The sequence below is a fragment of the Chryseobacterium sp. HNCC26DJ239 genome, assembly GCF_057180445.1.
The window spans coordinates 59,044-76,740 of record NZ_JBXUGJ010000006.1; the positions used below are offsets into that span (position 1 = coordinate 59,044).

Annotated in this window: 21 protein-coding genes and 1 tRNA gene; 3 read left to right on the forward strand and 19 right to left on the reverse strand. The window is 34.1% G+C overall.

Annotation, left to right across the window (positions count from 1 at the left end; translation table 11 throughout):
* Positions 1-89: 89 nt before the first annotated feature.
* The 7 genes from AC2A1D_RS13755 to greA all read right to left on the reverse strand — a co-directional run bounded on the left by AC2A1D_RS13755 (position 90) and on the right by greA (position 6,038).
* Positions 90-163: transfer RNA gene (locus tag AC2A1D_RS13755), tRNA-Met, on the reverse strand.
* Positions 164-207: 44 nt separating this feature from the next.
* Positions 208-1,491 (reverse strand): TlpA family protein disulfide reductase, encoded by a 1,284-nt coding sequence (locus AC2A1D_RS13760; protein WP_484044164.1) that lies wholly within the window; start codon positions 1,489-1,491, stop codon positions 208-210.
* Positions 1,492-1,552: 61 nt separating this feature from the next.
* Positions 1,553-1,792, reverse strand: coding sequence for a signal peptidase (locus AC2A1D_RS13765; RefSeq protein WP_484044165.1), 240 nt, complete (start codon positions 1,790-1,792; stop codon positions 1,553-1,555).
* A 22-nt stretch (positions 1,793-1,814) separates the two neighbouring features.
* Entirely contained in the window at positions 1,815-3,833 is a 2,019-nt protein-coding gene (locus tag AC2A1D_RS13770) for a T9SS type A sorting domain-containing protein (RefSeq protein WP_484044166.1), read from the reverse strand.
* Positions 3,834-3,924: 91 nt separating this feature from the next.
* Complete coding sequence (clpX, locus tag AC2A1D_RS13775; RefSeq protein WP_484044167.1) at positions 3,925-5,091, reverse strand: ATP-dependent Clp protease ATP-binding subunit ClpX; 1,167 nt, start codon at positions 5,089-5,091, stop codon at positions 3,925-3,927.
* Positions 5,092-5,157: 66 nt separating this feature from the next.
* Positions 5,158-5,547 carry an HIT family protein gene (locus AC2A1D_RS13780; protein WP_484044168.1) on the reverse strand — a complete coding sequence of 130 codons (390 nt, stop codon included), beginning with the start codon at positions 5,545-5,547 and terminating at the stop codon, positions 5,158-5,160.
* A gap of 20 nt (positions 5,548-5,567) precedes the next feature.
* Positions 5,568-6,038 carry a transcription elongation factor GreA gene (gene greA / locus AC2A1D_RS13785; protein ID WP_484044169.1) on the reverse strand — a complete coding sequence of 157 codons (471 nt, stop codon included), beginning with the start codon at positions 6,036-6,038 and terminating at the stop codon, positions 5,568-5,570.
* A 108-nt stretch (positions 6,039-6,146) separates the two neighbouring features.
* On the opposite strand from greA, the gene AC2A1D_RS13790 reads away from it, so the two are divergent.
* From AC2A1D_RS13790 to AC2A1D_RS13800, 3 genes are all read left to right on the forward strand, one after another.
* Positions 6,147-6,599: a hypothetical protein gene (locus AC2A1D_RS13790; protein ID WP_484044170.1), complete on the forward strand. Its 453-nt coding sequence runs from the start codon at positions 6,147-6,149 to the stop codon at positions 6,597-6,599.
* 3 nt (positions 6,600-6,602) lie between these two features.
* Positions 6,603-7,052 carry a D-aminoacyl-tRNA deacylase gene (gene dtd / locus AC2A1D_RS13795; RefSeq protein ID WP_484044171.1) on the forward strand — a complete coding sequence of 150 codons (450 nt, stop codon included), beginning with the start codon at positions 6,603-6,605 and terminating at the stop codon, positions 7,050-7,052.
* A gap of 211 nt (positions 7,053-7,263) precedes the next feature.
* Complete coding sequence (locus AC2A1D_RS13800) at positions 7,264-8,139, forward strand: hypothetical protein (protein ID WP_484044172.1); 876 nt, start codon at positions 7,264-7,266, stop codon at positions 8,137-8,139.
* Positions 8,140-8,210: 71 nt separating this feature from the next.
* On the opposite strand, the gene AC2A1D_RS13805 is transcribed toward AC2A1D_RS13800, so the two are convergent.
* The 12 genes from AC2A1D_RS13805 to AC2A1D_RS13860 all read right to left on the reverse strand — a co-directional run bounded on the left by AC2A1D_RS13805 (position 8,211) and on the right by AC2A1D_RS13860 (position 17,579).
* Positions 8,211-8,723, reverse strand: a complete 513-nt coding sequence (locus AC2A1D_RS13805; RefSeq protein ID WP_484044173.1) for a hypothetical protein — start codon at positions 8,721-8,723, stop codon at positions 8,211-8,213.
* Between the two features lie 42 nt (positions 8,724-8,765).
* Positions 8,766-9,332, reverse strand: a complete 567-nt coding sequence (locus AC2A1D_RS13810) for a hypothetical protein (RefSeq protein ID WP_484044174.1) — start codon at positions 9,330-9,332, stop codon at positions 8,766-8,768.
* Positions 9,310-10,686 carry a DUF4153 domain-containing protein gene (locus AC2A1D_RS13815; RefSeq protein ID WP_484044175.1) on the reverse strand — a complete coding sequence of 459 codons (1,377 nt, stop codon included), beginning with the start codon at positions 10,684-10,686 and terminating at the stop codon, positions 9,310-9,312. Before AC2A1D_RS13815 ends, AC2A1D_RS13810 begins: the two co-directional genes overlap by 23 nt.
* A 46-nt stretch (positions 10,687-10,732) precedes the next feature.
* Entirely contained in the window at positions 10,733-11,218 is a 486-nt protein-coding gene (locus AC2A1D_RS13820; protein ID WP_484044176.1) for a Coq4 family protein, read from the reverse strand.
* 233 nt (positions 11,219-11,451) lie between these two features.
* On the reverse strand, positions 11,452-12,147 hold the full coding sequence (locus AC2A1D_RS13825) for a DUF1361 domain-containing protein (RefSeq protein WP_484044177.1): 696 nt from the start codon (positions 12,145-12,147) through the stop codon (positions 11,452-11,454).
* Positions 12,148-12,177: 30 nt separating this feature from the next.
* The gene (locus AC2A1D_RS13830; RefSeq protein WP_484044178.1) at positions 12,178-12,465 is read right to left on the reverse strand and encodes a hypothetical protein; all 288 of its coding nucleotides are present in this window, start codon (positions 12,463-12,465) and stop codon (positions 12,178-12,180) included.
* 66 nt (positions 12,466-12,531) lie between these two features.
* Entirely contained in the window at positions 12,532-12,822 is a 291-nt protein-coding gene (locus tag AC2A1D_RS13835; RefSeq protein ID WP_484044179.1) for a winged helix-turn-helix domain-containing protein, read from the reverse strand.
* 1 nt (position 12,823) lies between these two features.
* Complete coding sequence (locus tag AC2A1D_RS13840; protein WP_484044180.1) at positions 12,824-13,384, reverse strand: hypothetical protein; 561 nt, start codon at positions 13,382-13,384, stop codon at positions 12,824-12,826.
* A complete protein-coding gene (locus tag AC2A1D_RS13845; RefSeq protein WP_484044181.1) occupies positions 13,384-14,001 on the reverse strand; it encodes a hypothetical protein in 618 nt (205 codons plus the stop codon). The genes AC2A1D_RS13840 and AC2A1D_RS13845 overlap by 1 nt, the downstream gene beginning before the upstream one ends.
* 216 nt (positions 14,002-14,217) lie before the next feature.
* Complete coding sequence (locus AC2A1D_RS13850) at positions 14,218-15,444, reverse strand: cation:proton antiporter (RefSeq protein ID WP_484044182.1); 1,227 nt, start codon at positions 15,442-15,444, stop codon at positions 14,218-14,220.
* Positions 15,445-15,536: 92 nt separating this feature from the next.
* Positions 15,537-16,301 carry an enoyl-CoA hydratase/isomerase family protein gene (locus AC2A1D_RS13855; RefSeq protein ID WP_484044183.1) on the reverse strand — a complete coding sequence of 255 codons (765 nt, stop codon included), beginning with the start codon at positions 16,299-16,301 and terminating at the stop codon, positions 15,537-15,539.
* Positions 16,302-16,814: 513 nt separating this feature from the next.
* Positions 16,815-17,579, reverse strand: coding sequence for a methyltransferase domain-containing protein (locus tag AC2A1D_RS13860; RefSeq protein WP_484044184.1), 765 nt, complete (start codon positions 17,577-17,579; stop codon positions 16,815-16,817).
* Between the last annotated feature and the right edge of the window lie 118 nt (positions 17,580-17,697).

A 17,697-nucleotide genomic window follows, 5' to 3' on the forward strand; every position in this document is an offset into this window, starting at 1 on the left:
CATCCTGCTCTTTCATGTCGGTAAAAATTGTGGGATTATGTTGAGAATGTTATAAAAAAATAAATCCCCTTAAAAAAGGGGATTTTCTGTAGCGAAGACGGGAATTGAACCCGTGACCTCAGGGTTATGAATCCTGCGCTCTAACCAACTGAGCTACCTCGCCGTTTTGGTGGTGCAAATATAGAAAATATTTACTTACCTCCAAAATTATTTTAACTTAAAATATTCTAAAACATCACCAACGTGGTCTGGTTTATTGATAATCTTATTGTTAGCATCCAAAATAAAATACGTTGGTGTCGCGTGAATATTATATTTTTCTGTGAAAGAACTGTTCCAACCTTTCAATTCGGAATCGTTTATCCAAGGAAAAGCAGCAATCTTTTTTGTATACGAATCTTTATCAGTATCTAAAGAAAGACCAATAATTTCAATATTTTTCGCCTTTATTTCTTTGTATTTTGCTAGAAGTTGAGGAAGCTCATTTTCGCAGTGCGAACAAGTAGACGACCAAAATACAACAACTTTATTATCTGCTTTTACATCCGCTAGAGATTTTGCTTGCGTATTGACAGCTGCTGTAAACTTGTAATTAGGAAATTCTGCACCAATTTCTGTTGCTGCATGAGTTTTAAGAGTAGTCGCTAATCTGTCTGTAATGGTACATTTTAAGTTTTTAGCTTGAGTAAGGTATTTGTTTTTAAATTCCTTCATATCATAGGCATCAAAAATATCGATAAGCTCAGAAAGTACAGTTTGCCCTCTTGGCGTTTCTACTTTTAGTCTTTCTAATAATTTATCAACAGAACTCGTTACATTATTATTACCACCAACATTTAGGTAAGAAACCAAAATAGGACGTAAAAGCGAAGACGTTTCAAGCATATCATTTGATTTATCAATAAAATTAATGATTTCTTCCTGCGTTACTTTTTTAGTATTTTCTTCAGCTAAAAATTTATTGTAATTGATATTGTAATAGCTTACAAAAGGATGATTTGAAAAATCAGGGGCTGTTTTATTGGTGAGTTTAGCTATCTCTGCGTCTAGCGCCTTCCCAAAATCGCTACCTCCCTTATAATATTCCTTTATCTGAATAAGTGCTGGTAAAATGATTTCTTTTTTCTGAGAACCGTCTTGCACATTATTCATTAATGAATTAGCTTCATCTAGATACACAATATTTTTAACCTTGTCGCCTTCTGTTTCTAAATTGATTTCAACGTTCTTATTTTCAGAAATAAAATTAAATGTATTGTTGGTATTTGGTAAAAAAATTTTCATCATACCCATATAGTTTTTAGGATATTTGAAAGTCCAAACATTTTTCTTTGCCGTTTCTTTGGTAAAGACTACATCTTTAGAACCACTAAGTGTATATAAAATTGCCTCTTGTTCTTTAAAATTTTGTGGAGCCTTTATTGTAACCATAAACTGGGCGCTCATCTTAAGAGCCGCAAAAAAAGCAGCTGTAACAAAAATTTTCTTCATAATGTAAAAATAAAAAAACTCTCTGAACAAATCAGAGAGTTAAGTATATTTTAATATAAATTTATATTTTTTGAGTTTTATACTTTCTTGCGAAAAACGCTATAAGCATGATGGCAGCAACTGCCAAAACATACACGTACATATCTACAGGAATTGATTGTGCACCGGGAGTACCGGTATCACCTCCTGTACCTCCTGGTCTACCCATTGCAGAAGGCGGGGCGGGAACTTCCTCTGCGAATAAGAATCCACCTAAAAACAGGTAAATTAAGATTAAAATTCGTAATATATTTTTTTTCATTTTTTCAAGGTTTATGTTTATTCTATCTCTCAATTTTAGTTTGTACGATTTCTCCTTTATCGGAAATCACTTTAACTACGTAGACAGCTTTTAAGCCTTTCTGTAATTTAATTGTGTAATCAGAAGAAGCGTTGATATTTTTTTCTGAGATAATTAATTTTCCACTCATATCAAACACTTGAATATCTGCTTTTTTCCATTTAGGATCAAATCTTACAATGTAATCATCAATTGGAGGATTATAAACAACCACCGTTCTTGTTGGTGAAGTTGCCGTTTCTGTAGTTGCTAAAACTGCTGAATTTGGTGCTCCATAATACAAATCATATTCTTGTTCTGCATTACCTGTCGCTGCTAAAACCTGCTGTTGACTAAGAGGTTTTACTACGCCATCTGGTCCTTTAAAATAAAAACCTATACCTGTAGATAATGGATGTGTTCCAACTGGAATTGGAACTCCATTTTCTTTAATATAAAATTTAAATTGTGAGATATTTGAAGTATATCTTACCATTTTAATTGGCTTTCCTTGGAAGCTATCATTGGCCTCATTAATATACAACCAATAACTATTTTGATACGTTGGATCGTATCCTCCAGTTACCGGATGCTCTTCGTATGTGCCTAAATCATAAGTATTACTGTTTGCGGCTTGTGTTGTTGCATTTACAGAATGTCCCGTAATAGAGTTAGGAGAAACAACAAAATAAGTTCTTACCAATTCATTACCATTCGCATCTAAACCTACAACAGCAAGCTGTTTAACGCTTTCTGAAACACTACCATTTGATCCATTTTTGCCAGCAGTAACTGTATTAGTAGTTGCAAAAGCTCTTGAATGATAGTTAAATCTTCTAAGATTAGCAAAGTTTAATACCGGAGCAGGACTTGCTGTATTGTTATTAAGTTTAATAACAAATGAGCCAAACGGTCGCACGTTAAGATATTCTGTATCCCCTGTCCAAGTGCTTCCGGATCTTGTTACCCATTTAAAACCTATAACACTTCCTCCTTGCCCTGTAACATAAGTTGTTCCGCCAGCAGTAGGTTCAAATCTAATACCGTAAAGATTACTGATATAATTTGAATCTGAAGGATTAATTAAATTATTCAAATCTAAATTCGTAAGGTAGGGATTAGAAAAGAAATATAAATTCTTCCCAAAATCATTCCCGTCCCAAATATTATTTCTAGAGTAAGCAAAATAATCTCCTAAGTAAGTATTATATTTTTCATTGTATGCATTAAGAGCGTTCCCTTGATAACCGTAGTTTACAGTAGAACCTGCACCTGAAAGTGTTACTTGAAAATTCTCTTGGTCTGAAACGGGTCTTCCTACTAAAGTTCTTACGGTACCAAGACCACTTGTTGCCCACGCTGAACTTGCTCCACCAGCTCCCATAATGTAATAAGAGTATGCTGGTCTTGTATTACTACCAATGTTTACAGAAGTAGCATTATCAAAAACTGTATTGGCATTGTTCCATACCAACACTTCATTTTGAGACCACCTTGTTGTATTGAAAGTTTTTCCGAACTCAGAAAGAGATGCAAAAGATTTATCAAAAAAAGGAATTCCTATTTGCTGATAAGAACCATGATTAACCGATGCAAATTCCTGATTAACAACTCCTGTAAGTTTGGCTTGAGGGATACCAGTAATATAGAGTTGTCCGTACGTGTAGTTCAAAGTAGACAATGGAACAGTCTGATCACCTTGGCTCGCTGTGTTACGCGAAGCAAAGTTTGCAGGTTCGTTAATTTTATTGACAAATGTACCAGACAAACCACCACTTACTTCCGTTCCAGAAGTACCATCGAGATTTCTAAAAACATCAGTAGTTGAATTCCCAGAAATCATAAAATTCCCGTGATTTTCAATATTACCTGTGCCTTTTGTCTGTAAACCACCGCCGTTATAGACTAACGCGCCTTTGCCTACATACACCTTTGCTGCATTATCTAAATGCATTAGGACTGTCTGCGCCTGAACAGAAAGACCTATTGACAAAAGCCCAATAGTTAATATATTTTTTTTCATTGTGTATAAGTTATGTGTTTAACAATACTGGCTACAAAGATATAACATTTTTTTTTAAAAAAAATATTATCAAGTGGTTAGAGATTTTAAATTAGTTTAAAATAATATTTTTTTCTTCTCCTACATTAAACATATAGTCTTCTAATACTTTTTCTGTAGTACCTCTCAAACCTCTTGCTCCTAAGCCTTTTTCCATAGTTTCGTCTACAATTTTTTCGATGGCTTCATCGGTAAATTCAAGGTTGGTTCCGTCCATTTTAAAAAGTTCAACAAATTGATTTACAATAGAATTTTTTGGCTCTTTCATTATGCGTACCATAGTTTCTTTTGTAAGTTTCTCCAAATAAGTAATAATAGGAAACCTTCCTAAAAGCTCAGGAATCAACCCAAAAGTACGTAGATCAATTGCATTAATATTGGTAAGAACATACTCATCTTCATCTGCTTTATTGATTTTTTCTGCACTAAATCCAATTGCTTGCTTATTCATCCTTCTTTCGATGATTTCTTTAATTCCATCAAAAGCACCACCGGCGATAAAAAGAATATTCTGTGTGTTCACCTGAATATATTTTTGGTCAGGATGTTTTCTTCCTCCTTGTGGCGGAACATTTACAATACTTCCTTCTAAAAGTTTCAACAAACCTTGCTGCACTCCTTCCCCAGAAACATCTCTCGTAATACTTGGGTTGTCTGATTTTCTAGCGATTTTATCAATCTCGTCGATAAAAACAATTCCTTTTTCTGCTTTTTCAACATCGTAATCTGCCACCATCAGCAATCTTGAAAGAATACTCTCTACATCTTCTCCTACATAACCTGCTTCGGTAAGAATGGTAGCATCTACAATACAGAAAGGAACATTCAATTCTTTAGCAATCGTCTTTGCTAAAAGTGTTTTCCCAGTTCCTGTTTCACCAATCATAATGATGTTTGATTTTTCTAGCTCTACTTCTCTGTTTTCAGTTTGAGCATGAAGTAATCTTTTATAATGATTGTACACTGCAATTGCAAGTTGTTTTTTAGCCTGATCTTGGCCAATAACATATTGATCTAGAAATTCTTTAATTTCTTTTGGCTTTTTTAAATCTTCCATATTTTCTGCAATCGAAGATGAAGAACCAGAAGACACGCTATCTTTTACAATTAAATGCGCTTGCTCTATGCAATTCTCACAGATAAAACCATTTTGCCCGGAAACCAGCATTTGTACTTCATTTCTTTTTCTTCCACAGAAAGAACATTGGTTTGGATTCATTGTTTATAAAGGTATATTATGAAAGAAAATCGTAAAAAATTTCTTTTTTACGACTCTCTATATGATTTAAGAATTAATAATTGATTGCTGAATTTCAGCGTATTCGTCGGGAGAAAGCTTCAACCTTTCATTTCTGAAATTCAAATCTTCCATTTTATTGAGTGGCACAAGATGTATATGTGCGTGTGGAACTTCTAACCCAACTACTGCAACACCTACTCTTACACAAGGAATGGCATTTTTTACTTTTTTCGCAACCATTTGAGCAAATACCCAAAGATTTTTGTACTCTTCGCTATCGAGGTCGAAAATCAAATCGACTTCTCTTTTAGGAATAACCAGTGTATGCCCTTTCACCAAAGGCATTACATCTAAAAAAGCTAGATAATTTTCGTCTTCAGCGATTTTATACGCTGGAATTTCTCCGTTAACGATTTTTGTAAATATTGTGCTCATTCTTTACTGAATTAAATGTATTACAAAGTAATATCTAAAACTTCAAACGAAAGTTTATTACCATTTGGCAAAACAATTTCTGCAGTTTCGCCAATTGCTTTTCCTAACAAACCTTTTGCAATAGGAGTGTTTACCGAAATTTTCCCAGACTTCAAATCGCTCTCATTATCCGGAACCAATTTAAAAATCTGCTCTTTTTTCGTATCGTTATTCATCAATTTTACGGTTGTAAGAATAGACACTTTAGAAGTATCAAGCTGGCTTTCGTCTATAATTTTTGAAGTAGAAATTACGTCTTTCAATTTAGAAATTCTCATCTCAAGCATTCCTTGCGCTTCTTTTGCAGCATCGTACTCTGCATTTTCAGACAAATCTCCTTTATCTCTAGCTTCAGCAATTTGGTTGGTAATTTTCGGTCTCTCTACTGTTTCCAGCTGTTCCAACTCTGCTTTCATTTTATCTAAACCTTCTTTGGTAACATAGCTTGCCATAATCTTAAATTTTGTTTTTAGTATAAAAAAATAATCCGACATTTGTCGGACAATGTTTTCTCTTGTATATCGTTATAATTTTACAAATATATAAAATTTTCAATTCAAATGAAAAAAACTTTTTCGGCATTCGCTTTTTTAACAATGTTGATTTTCAGTGCATTAACAATAAATTCTTGCGGAAGCAATAACGATACTGCAAGCTGTTTTCCGAGCTCTCCGATTAGTGTCACTATCAATCTGAACAATGCAGGTTATTACGATTTAAATTATTCTGGAAATTGGATTTATTTAAATGAACAACAATGCGGAACTCGAGGGTTAATCGTAGTAAATACAGGAAGTGGCTTTAAAGTATTTGATAGAAACGCACCACATTTATGCCCCGACACAAACACCACCCTAAAAGTAAAAGATAACATTTCTATAATCTGCCCAAAAGATAATATGAAATGGATGCTCAATGGAACTCCAGAATCCGGCGGAACAACATCCTTACCTCCTAAAACATATCCTTACAACTACGATGCATCAACCAAAACACTTAGCATTTACTATTAAAATATGAGAGTAGTTATCCAAAGAGTTTCTGAAGCTCATGTAAAAGTTGATGGAAATATTGTAGGTGAAATCCACAAAGGCTTCATGCTTTTGATTGGCGTTGATGAAAACGACGAAAAATCTGATGCCGATTGGCTGGTTCAAAAAATACTAAACCTACGAGTTTTTGGTGATGAAAATGATAAGCTCAACCTTTCTATACAAGATATAAAAGGTGAAATATTATGCATTAGCCAATTCACATTGATTGCAGATTACAAAAAAGGAAACCGCCCTTCCTTCATAAAAGCGGCAAAACCAGATAAAGCGATCCCATTATTTGAATATTTTAAAGAACAAATTTCAAAATCTGGATTAAAAACCGAAAGTGGGATTTTTGGAGCCGACATGAAAGTATCTTTAGTGAATGACGGGCCCGTCACTATTTTGATGGATTCTATTACAAAAAGCTAATCACGTATTAATTTACGTGATTTTTTTTTTTAGAAAATGCTTCAAAAAAATCCAGTTACTAAAAGTTACTTTCAATAGTAACCATTTTAAACTATTGTGAATAATTCATTGAAAATCAACAATAGATAATGATTACATAAAAAACACACTAATTTATGACATAAATCATAATTTTAATTTGTAACTTCACTGCAACTAAAAATTAAAGCTTATGAAGAGAGGTTACAATCTGCTAATCCCACTTTTTGTGGGATTTAGCTTACATGCGCAAGTAGGTATAAATACAAGCGACCCTAAAGCAACAGTAGATATTAGAGCAAATGCCGATCCTAATTATCCAGACGGTGTAATTCCACCTAGAGCGACGGGAGATCTTTTAAAAGCTAAAGAAGCAGCTTATGGAACCGATCAAAATGGAGCAATTGTTACGGTTTCAACCCCTATTTCTAGCACAGTAGGTGCTGTAAAGACTTTAGGCATTACAAGTGCAGGAGACTATGTGTATGAGGCCAATACGATAAATACCGCGGGACAACCCGGTCTTTGGGTAAAGATCTCTACAACCAGTATTATGGATGGTACTTATGCCACAAGAGGAACAGGAGATCTTTCCTTAATTTCTCTCGGAATTAATCTACTAGGATCTACGGTTAATTATCTAGCAATTCCAAGCACATCAGACGCCACTTACACAGTAGATGTTGCTTCTTCTGCTGTTACAAATAACAGATTTGTTGTTCCCGCCAATGGCATTTACCATATTAATTACAGCTTTAGAATCGGACAGGGAGTTTCTGCGCAATTATTATCCGGCAACCGCCCTGGACTTGTAATTGTTAGAACTGTAGGTAGTACAACAACGGTACTTGATTCTAGAATGTTTGGAAGTGTAAATTTATTAGATTTATCAGGAGTTCTAGGATTAACTTTAGTCGTAGTAAATATCGCACTAACACAGGGACAAATAAGCCATATATATCAACTTAACGCGGGAGATATTATCAGGTTTGGTATTGTTCAAGGAGGATTAAGTTTGGGAGCGATTACAGATAAATCTGCAGAAATTTCAATTTTCAAAATCCGTTAACACAAATTTACTATATAGCAAATGCTTTCCCTTTGTTGGGAAAGCATTTTTATGATGTTAAATTCTAAAAATTAATTAACAGGTACACTGCTAAAGTTTAAAGAAACTTTAATATTCATATCAGATGTAGTTTGGTTCTTCAACTCGTAAACAGTTCTAACCGTTAAACCACTACTTTTTACCACTTCATCCAAATACCCAGAACTTTCTAGGTCTAAATTCAAACTAGAGGCATCCGTAGAAATATTAGTACGAGATGCTACCAATTTTTCATTGGCACCAGCAGAAGAGATATAAACTTTAACAGATTTGAAAGCACTTAAATTTCCTCCTGTTGGTGAAGCTACAGATATTTTAGCATCAGAAATTCTTACGTCTTTAATTTGCGCACTACTATTTCCTCCAAACCAAGTTTGTACATTGGTTGCTGTTGCAGTGGAAGAAACCTCTTTATTTGCAGGAACTCCCGTTGAAATTAAAACATTTGCGGTATAAGGAAACGTGTTTTGTACGATAGACTGAACGGTACCACAACTCACCAAAGCTGTCGCTGCAATTACTGTTGAAACTAATACATTTTTCATTGTAAATCATTTTGTGAGTTGCTTATCACAAATTGTACCAACTTATTCTACCGTTACAGAAAAATCTCCGTTTGAAGTACCTTCAGCCATATTATTTTTCCCAATAATAAGCCATACTTCACCTTTTTCTTTCACAGTATGGGTAAGTTCTTTTCCAAAAGGACCATCAAAACTTCCATCCGGGAATTTTATCTGATTGAATCTAATATTCTGTTTCGAATCTTTCACTTTAATTGTTGCAGTAATTTCAGACTGAGTAAAATCTGAAATTTTCAGAATGAGTTTATCATGATTTTCGGTAAACTCTTCGCCAATCGTAAAAGGAAGTCTTTGCCCATCTGCAACGCGAATAATTACTCTATCCTGCTCTTCCCGCATTACTCCTGTTTCCAAAACTTTTTTGGTTTTCGGTGCATTATTAATCATCGAATCTTTGGTAAGCAAAACCGCAGAATCCGGCAGATTTTCTGCAGCTTCTTGTTCGCTTACAATTACAGAATCTTTTTCGTTTTCAACCGTGTGTGTCTTTTCTTTCTGACAAGAAGCAACGGTAAGCAAACCCATTACAGCAAATCCTAAATGTAAACTAATGTATTTTAATCGTTTCATAAAATAATATTTTAGACAGAAATGATTTCTTTTTTTCATTTTCAATCCCTAGATTAATTTTTTTGATTAGCGCTTCATCTTTTCTTTCTTTAGCGTATTTCAGCAATTGTCTATCGCTAAAACTTACCGAATATCGATGAAAATCTATCGCAAAATCTTTTCTTTTGATGTTTTGAGCCGTCATAATTCCGCCCCAATTGACGTAAGAGCATACTAAAACCATTCCATAAAACGCCCAAAGCATAGAATTGAAAAGAAAAGCATTGGTTTTCTTCCTCTGAATTTTAATAAACGTAACCACCAAACCTATCGCAGAAAGCAGTAAAAATGCATAAACACCCAATTTTTTATACGTGAAAGCATGCAAAATAAGATACTCCGTATTTTTCACTGCCGTTACTACAATCAAAACCAAGTTTAGAACTATCCAAAGTTTAGCAAAACGTTTTAGCCAAATATTTTTAGCATCAAAATTAAAGCTAGATTTAAAGTAAAAAAGAATCACCACAATTGCCATTACTATCGAGCCAATCACCGCTTCTACTCTATTGTGAGTTTCTTCAGACATATAGTTTGGAGATTTTTCAGTCTGATAAAACTGCTCGAAAGTGTACGTTCCGATGAAAAAAATCAACATTACATTTAAAAGAAGGAGAGAAACGACGCCGCTTGTTCTTTCTGCATCAAAATCGAGAAAAGAAAACGTAGATTTTACCTCTTTTTGAGGAGAAGAAAATTCATTTGAAAGCACATGATTGTTTTTGTAAATCACTCTTTCTACAATAAAATTATAGTAATTGAACGCAATAAAAAAGCCCAAAACCGACAAACAGAGAATTTCCCAAACATTAAAATCGAAATTAATCTGGTTAAAAACTGCCGCAAAAGAATCGCTTCCCGCCGAATAAATCGCGAAAAATGCACCGACAAAAATCAACGGAATTAAAACAAAAGCTAAAATTTTCTGCCACAAACCAGAAGTACTTCCTTTCGGAATCCATTCTTCGAAACTGAAAATTCTACAAATAGCGGTAAAAAAATTGGTGATAAAAACAGGGAAAACCATAAATGTTTTAAGCTTCTTCTGTTTTGATCGAAAAGAGAGCATCAAAAGTGAAGTAACCAATGCTAAAAACGAACTGAAATCGCCAAACCACGCCCAAGCAAAACTCGATAAAACGCTCGTTCCAAAGAGGAAATAGAACATTTTTGTAGGATGGCTTGAAGGCGTTTTGGCGAAGATAGAAATAGAATAAACAAGTCCGAGAATCCCAAAATTTAAGCCGATGCTTTCGTTATAAAACAACACGACAAAAAGAAAGGTGCTCAAAAATATATAATGATGTGTTTTCATGGTGTAGAGGTTAGGTTAAGGTTAAGGTTGAGGCTAAAAATGAAGGTTAAAAGAGAGCAGGTGTTTCTTTTTGTTTGAAGAAATTGTTTACATTTTCGAAATTTTGCCAAAGCAATTCTTCAAAATCGATGTGATGGAAAGTTCGCATCGACTGCCCTTTTTTGTAAGCATTGATGTACAACTTGTAATATTCCGGAAGAATAATGCTTCCCAAAACTATCGCCGCCAAAAGATGAGCATTGAGTTTCCCGTTTCCCAACAAAAGAAACTGCATCGCCACTTCGTCTTCAAACTGAGTTCCGCAACCGGTAATGAGATGATGTACATCGTGGTTTTCCATCTTGGGAATCATTGTGAAGCCATGCTTTTTGTAGAATTCGCCTAGTTTTCTGCCAAGAGAGTCTTTATCAAATTCGAGAAGTTGTTTTTCGTTAAACTGCCATTGTCTTTTCTTTTTCTTGAAGTATTTTCTGTACAGTTTTTGAGTTTTGTTGTACACGAAAAGCAAGAATTTTACACGGATTTTTTTCATAATTTCTTTATATAAATAGGTTGAGCTGGCTTTTACAACTAGTGTTATCTTAACCACAAATGACACAAGGTTTTTTCACAAAGAACACAACATCGTGTGTTTTAGAGCTAGATTTTCTTATGAATGTGACATTGCGCCCCGACCTGAACGGAGCTCTTTTTGTAAGCGAAGGGAAAAGCCAAGGCACAAAAAAGCGGGAGTGGAGGGCGGATAAAGGCGCCATAAAAATTAAATCAATTACTTTTATTTTCAAAGCAAGAATCTCCTAATGAAGAATTTCGAATCAGCTTGATTGAGAAATACATAAAATTGAGCAAAACGCCCATCAACAAAGTCACTCCCCAAGTTTTTGTATTTTCTAAAGGATAAATAAATCGATGAGAAATATCTTGAAACAAACCAAAAGGATTGGAGAAAATATCCCAACTGTTCCATCTTAAAAAACGACCGAGATAAACCCCAAAACCACTCACGAAAAAGAAAACAATAACCAGAAAATTGATTTTGGTTTCGTTTAAGTATCTCGAAAGCAGTTTTTCGATTTGAAAAAGGCTTACAAAACCAAACATTAAACCCGTCCAAGCATACGCCAAAATTACAATAAGGTCGTACCAAATCGGGATTTGTGTTCTGACTCTCAAATGAAACAAATCGGTTAAAATGTATGGAGAATTCGGGAAAAATAAAATCCACATTCCGATAGCGAAAAGCAAGGATATTTTACTTTTCACGCCAAATTTTAACAATGTTGAACTGATTAAAAAAGGGATAAATGCAAGAAATAAATTCCAGTTTAGAAATAAGAAAACTTTTGTGTCTGTAATGTAATATCGTACAACGAATAGCATGAAACAGAACATTGTCATCATAAACAAGAAAATATCGATTTGAAATTTTCTTAAAACTCTGAATTGATGAATCGCAGTCATAATAACGTATTTTTTTAGCTTAAAACACAATTAACTTCCCGCGAAAGGAGTTCCGAAAATTCCAACAGCTAATTCTGCCCAAACCAAAGCAAGTACGAGAAGAACTGCAGTTGCAATAAGGATTTTTACAAGCATTGTTTTGGAAGATTTCACGATGAGATTAATGATAAATGCGGTTCCGAAAAGGAGAACTCCTGCAATCAGAAAATCGAAAGCAGACCAATTAAAGCCTTCTACGAAAATATTTCCGAGAAAAGCTGTCGCCAAGAGCAATGAAGGAATGGCGAAAATAACTGTGGTTTTTTGTTGTTTTGTCATGATTTTTATTTATTTTAATTTAAAGTACTTTGTGTTTCAAAGTTAATTTTCAAAAAAAATTGAGCTTTATTTACCCAATAATTTTTCGAGTGCGTCTAAATGTTCTGTGAAAGCAGTTCTTCCGGTTTGCGTAACTCTGTAGGATGTTTTTGGTTTTTTGCCTACGAATTCTTTTTTCACTTCGATGTAATTAGATTTTTCCAGAGCGTTACTGTGACTTGCCAAATTGCCGTCGGTAACTTCAAGAAGGTTTTTCATTTCAGAAAAATCAACCCAGTCGTTTACCATAAGAACAGACATAATGCCCAATCTTACACGACTTTCAAATTCTTTGTTGAGTTGATTTATTTTTATCATTTTAATTAGCTAAAATTCTACTGAAAAAACTTTCTTCTTTCTTTATAAAAAATACATTTCCAAACTGTTTAGATTTAAAAACATAATAAAACTCCCATGTATTTCTCACCAATAATGGTTCTTCTTCAACGATTTGGTGAGCAGGCTTCAGATTCAAAATTCTTAAATGTGGACTTCTATACGAATCAATAAACTCAACATCACCTCTATGCGAAGATTTCACTTTTCCATTATCAAAATATTCATAGAAGATAAATTCATCATCTTCGGTAATTTCAAAACTAAAATGCTTGTACTGCCAATCTGAATTTTTACCTTTAAACATTTCTTTATAAATCACATACTTTCCGTACAAATCACCTTTATCAACCGTCTTTTTATCGTAAATGCATCCGATGATTGCGGAAACTAAATAGCAGAAAAAGATAAAAATCCAAAATCCTGCAAATAATTTAAAAAAAACTTTACTTCTACCCTTACTTCCATTAGAAATAATGAAGGAGGCTATTAATGAAACTATTGATGTTGCAATCAATAGAAAAAACAGCCAAATTATTGCCATCACTTGTACTTCTTATGCATAATCAATCCGTACACTACGTGAAGTATACCAAAGCCAATCGTCCAGGTTACCAATCCCCATCCTAAGAAGAAAAGAGAAATCAAACCGAGTACAATCTGACAATATCCTAAATATTTTATATCTGTTAAAGTATATCGTTCTGCACTTACCAAAGCCAATCCGTAAAAGATAAGCGTTGCCGGTGCAATAAACACATAAAGATGATGATACAACAGCGCGAGACAGAAAACTCCACCCGCTACTAAAGGCACGGCAAAGGTAGTCAAAAGTCTTTTGGTAGTGGCATCCCAAATTTTCAAACCTTTTTTTCTGCTTTTACTGGCGGTAAAAAAATATCCACTTAAAATTGCGACCAACAAAATAACTGTTCCCGTGACGATTAACTCATTCACCAAACCAGCAGAAAATATATTTCTTTGTCCGGCAAAATAATCAATCCCTTCACGTTGAAAGGCAAAATACACATAAATAGCTCCCGCAATTGCAGCAAGACCAGCAAAAACACCAGATAAACCGCTTAATGATATAAATCTGGAAGAGCGTTCCATCATAGAACGGATGTGTGATAAGTCTTCGTGGTAGTTTTTTGATTCCATATAAAGAACTTTGAATTACAAAGTTAAAATTTATTTTGAATTGAAAAACATTTTTTCAAAAAAAGACTGAAAAAAAATTTCAGTCTTAAAATATTATGCTTAGTCTAACCACAAGGAACACAAAGTTTTTCACAACGGTCACTAAGCATTGTATTCTTTGCGAAATTCTTCGTGGCTTTGTCGCAAAAGGTTTCTTATAAATAAAGAAGCAGAAAATTATTTACTCCATTTAGCTACTTTTCCAATCGTTAAGCCTTGAATAAGGATGCTGAACAACACGGTGCAATACGTTGCCACCAACAAAATTTCTTTTGTCGCACTATTCGGAAGCGATAAAACCAATGCTAAAGACAATCCTCCACGCAAACCGCCCCAAGAAATTATACGTGCGTCTTTTCTATTTAAATTAAAAAATTTAGGAAAGAAACTTAATGGTAAATACACCAAAAATGCTCTTGTAAGCAAAACTATAAAAACAGAAACAATTCCTAAAACCACATATTCTGTTTTAAAATCTACCTCGATTAAGACAAAAGCAATTAAGATAAATAATAAGGCATTCAACACCACATCTACCAATTCCCAGAATTTGTTGACGTATTCTTGTGTCGTGTCGCTCATCGCTACATTGGTACGGAAATTCCCAACCATTAACCCCATCACAACCATCGACAATGCCCCGGAAATATGGAAATGATTCGCCAAATAATAACCTCCCATTACGAAAGCCAAAGTAATTAAAACTTCAGTTTCATAATGATCTACAGCTTTCAAAAGAAGATGCAAAAAGTAACCGTAGATAAGTCCTAAAACAATTCCGCCAATCGCTTCCTGCACGAAAAGCATCCCGAAATGACCAAAACTAAACTCGCCCACGCGAAGCGTATCCAACAAAGCAATAAACAAAACAACGCCAATTCCGTCGTTGAATAAACTCTCGCCCACAATTACCGATTCTGTCTTTTTCGGAACTCCGGCTTGTTTTAAAATTCCTAAAACAGCAATAGGGTCTGTTGGCGAAATTAAAGCTCCAAAAATTAAGCAATACACAAAATCAATTTGAAGTCCGAGCAAACCTGCTACAAAAGAAAACAATGCTGCAATAATTAGGGTTGAAAAAATGACACCTCCCAAAGCAAAACTGGTAATCGATTTAATTTCGGACCTTAAATTTGCCCAATTGGTATGAAGCGCACCCGCAAAAAGCAAAAAGCCAAGGAAAACATCAATTATTAATTTATCGAGATGCGAGTTTTCTATGTATGCTTTTAAACCTTTTACATTAATATCCATCCAAAACTGCGAACTGATAACCAAAACAGACAGCGCTGTAGAAAGGAAAAAAAGCCCGATTACAAAAGGAAGTTTTAAAAATTTCTGATTGATAAAACCGAATGCCGCTGAAAGGCAAATTAAGATAATTACAACTTCGTATAGTCCCATGTTATTAATTTTTACACTTATGTTTTTTGTTTAAAATAAAAAAACCGTCGTTAAAAATACGACGGTTTTTATGATTATAAGAAAAATTAGGCTTATTTCGCTCTTAATTTTTCTTTAATTGCCTCGATATTTTTCTTTGCAGATTCTTCCAAAATCAAACTTGCACTCATGTGAATTCTTGCAGGCATCAACTCTTCAAAATGCTCTGTTCCTTCCCAAGAAACTTTTTTAATTAATGCTAAAGCATCTTCGCTTCGAGAAGAAAGAGTGGTCATAAACTTTTCTAAGGCTTCATCCATTTCCGCAATCGTAGGAGAAACCGAATGGTAAATATTGTGTTGCTCTGCCCAAGCTGCAGACCTAAAATCTGCATCTATCGCCATTGCAGAAAATTGTGATCTTCCGATTTTTCTTTCAACATAAGGCCCGATTACGAAAGGACCAATTCCTAAATTGATTTCTGTAAGCGCCAAAGCCGCATTTTCTGTAGCAAAACAATAATCTGCTCCACAAGCCAAACCTACTCCACCACCGGTAGTTTTCCCTTGAACTCTAACTACGACAATCTTTCCGCAATTTCTCATCGCATTCAAAACTTTTGCAAAACCTCCGAAAAATTTTGTTGAAGCTTCCAATTCTTCAATCGCCAAAAGTTCGTCGAAACTCGCTCCGGCGCAAAATGCTTTTTCGCCTTCACTTTTTACAAGAATAGCTTTTACTTCTTTTTTTGCGCCTTCTTCTAAAATAGTTTCGGCTAATTTTTCAAGAATTGCTCCCGGAAGAGCGTTGCTTTTTGCGGTTCCAAAAGTAATTTCCGCAATATTATTTTTAAGTTCTGATGTTACGAAATCGCTCATTTCTTATCTTATATTGTATTCAAACAAAAATACTAACAATTGTTCGGTTAAAAAATTTATACGATAAAAAAAACAGAACTTATTGCCAAAATATAAAATTGCAGATTCCGTATTTTTACGGAATATAAAAAAAAATTATCTGCTTACATTTGTACCAATCACAACAGTCACAAATTAATATTCCGAACGAGATCAATTTAGTATCAATTATAGAAAAAACCCTTACAGTACAGCACAGAGATATTATTTGCTGTTCAATATAAGGTTCGTTCAACGGAGTAATTTCATCCATTTTTTTAAAAAAAATTACTTTGAGATCAATAGTAAAACTAGGTTTGAAGTTTTCTTTTTCTCAATTGAATTTGACCTCGCTAAAAATTCATCTTAAAAGATGATCAAAATATTTTCCCTCGAAATGTACTTAACACATACATTTTCACCATTACGATTCTTAAAACATGATGAAAAAAAGAAATTCCCGTGAAAGTCGGGAATTTTCTGTTTGCATACCTTTTATTTTCTTCCGTAAAGAAGTATTCTTTTAAACGAATAAATGGCTGGAAATTTTGAAAAATGACCTCCAATTCTCTTCTTAAATTCATTAATAAAATCTTCCTTTTGGTCGCCCGAAAGCCTTTCCAAATAAGGAATAAGCGCAGAACCTGAGATAAAATTATAGAGCTCATCCCCACGTTCAGCGATAAGAGGATAAACTTTCATAGAAATATTTAGATTTTGCAAACCATTTTCAAACATCATATGTGCGTAATCATCCAAACCAAGGACTGGTGACAGTCGATTAAAACCTTTCAATTGAATAGAAAAAGGTTCTTCGGACGCTTGTTGCACAAGAATTTTGTTTAAAACATTTTCAGGCTGAACAGGCATTTGCACCGCAAATTGTCCGCCATCATTCACCAGACTTATTAATTTAGGGAAAAGTTTTTTATGATTGTCCGACCATTGCAACGCCGCATTGCTGAACACCAAATCCCACTTTTGCTCTGTAGAATACAAACTTTCGATGGTTTGTTGCCTGAAAGAAAGATTTCCAGATTTAAATTCTTCAGATTTCTTCAACATTTCGGAAGAAGCATCAATTCCTAGAAACTGTGTTTTTTGAAATTTTTCTGCGAGAATTTTGGTTTGTTCGCCTGTTCCGCAACCAATATCAATCGCCGTTTTCAAGTTTTCATCAGAAATAAATTCAGACAAATCAAAAAAAGGTCGATAACGGATGTTTTTAAATTGATTGTAAACGTCGGGATTCCAAGGCATAATGGTTTGTATAAAAGGATTATAATATTTCTAAATTAAAAATTTTACAATAAAAACAATCATTAACGAACAAAAAAAACAGTGCAACAAAAAATTGTTACACTGCTTCATTATTAAA

Bases quoted from the DNA above. Each gene is read 5' to 3' on its own strand.
- AC2A1D_RS13855 (WP_484044183.1), bottom strand. From the start codon at position 16,301: ATGAGCGATTTCGTAACATCAGAACTTAAAAATAATATTGCGGAAATT.
- AC2A1D_RS13845 (WP_484044181.1), bottom strand. From the start codon at position 14,001: ATGGAATCAAAAAACTACCACGAAGACTTATCACACATCCGTTCTATG.
- AC2A1D_RS13760 (WP_484044164.1), bottom strand. From the start codon at position 1,491: ATGAAGAAAATTTTTGTTACAGCTGCTTTTTTTGCGGCTCTTAAGATG.
- AC2A1D_RS13805 (WP_484044173.1), bottom strand. From the start codon at position 8,723: ATGAAAAATGTATTAGTTTCAACAGTAATTGCAGCGACAGCTTTGGTG.
- AC2A1D_RS13780 (WP_484044168.1), bottom strand. From the start codon at position 5,547: ATGAGCACAATATTTACAAAAATCGTTAACGGAGAAATTCCAGCGTAT.
- AC2A1D_RS13860 (WP_484044184.1), bottom strand. From the start codon at position 17,579: ATGCCTTGGAATCCCGACGTTTACAATCAATTTAAAAACATCCGTTAT.
- greA (WP_484044169.1), bottom strand. From the start codon at position 6,038: ATGGCAAGCTATGTTACCAAAGAAGGTTTAGATAAAATGAAAGCAGAG.
- AC2A1D_RS13770 (WP_484044166.1), bottom strand. From the start codon at position 3,833: ATGAAAAAAAATATATTAACTATTGGGCTTTTGTCAATAGGTCTTTCT.
- clpX (WP_484044167.1), bottom strand. From the start codon at position 5,091: ATGAATCCAAACCAATGTTCTTTCTGTGGAAGAAAAAGAAATGAAGTA.
- AC2A1D_RS13850 (WP_484044182.1), bottom strand. From the start codon at position 15,444: ATGGGACTATACGAAGTTGTAATTATCTTAATTTGCCTTTCAGCGGCA.
- AC2A1D_RS13835 (WP_484044179.1), bottom strand. From the start codon at position 12,822: ATGATAAAAATAAATCAACTCAACAAAGAATTTGAAAGTCGTGTAAGA.
- AC2A1D_RS13800 (WP_484044172.1), top strand. From the start codon at position 7,264: ATGAAGAGAGGTTACAATCTGCTAATCCCACTTTTTGTGGGATTTAGC.
- AC2A1D_RS13825 (WP_484044177.1), bottom strand. From the start codon at position 12,147: ATGACTGCGATTCATCAATTCAGAGTTTTAAGAAAATTTCAAATCGAT.
- AC2A1D_RS13765 (WP_484044165.1), bottom strand. From the start codon at position 1,792: ATGAAAAAAAATATATTACGAATTTTAATCTTAATTTACCTGTTTTTA.
- AC2A1D_RS13790 (WP_484044170.1), top strand. From the start codon at position 6,147: ATGAAAAAAACTTTTTCGGCATTCGCTTTTTTAACAATGTTGATTTTC.
- AC2A1D_RS13830 (WP_484044178.1), bottom strand. From the start codon at position 12,465: ATGACAAAACAACAAAAAACCACAGTTATTTTCGCCATTCCTTCATTG.
- AC2A1D_RS13820 (WP_484044176.1), bottom strand. From the start codon at position 11,218: ATGAAAAAAATCCGTGTAAAATTCTTGCTTTTCGTGTACAACAAAACT.
- AC2A1D_RS13810 (WP_484044174.1), bottom strand. From the start codon at position 9,332: ATGAAACGATTAAAATACATTAGTTTACATTTAGGATTTGCTGTAATG.
- AC2A1D_RS13840 (WP_484044180.1), bottom strand. From the start codon at position 13,384: ATGGCAATAATTTGGCTGTTTTTTCTATTGATTGCAACATCAATAGTT.
- dtd (WP_484044171.1), top strand. From the start codon at position 6,603: ATGAGAGTAGTTATCCAAAGAGTTTCTGAAGCTCATGTAAAAGTTGAT.
- AC2A1D_RS13815 (WP_484044175.1), bottom strand. From the start codon at position 10,686: ATGAAAACACATCATTATATATTTTTGAGCACCTTTCTTTTTGTCGTG.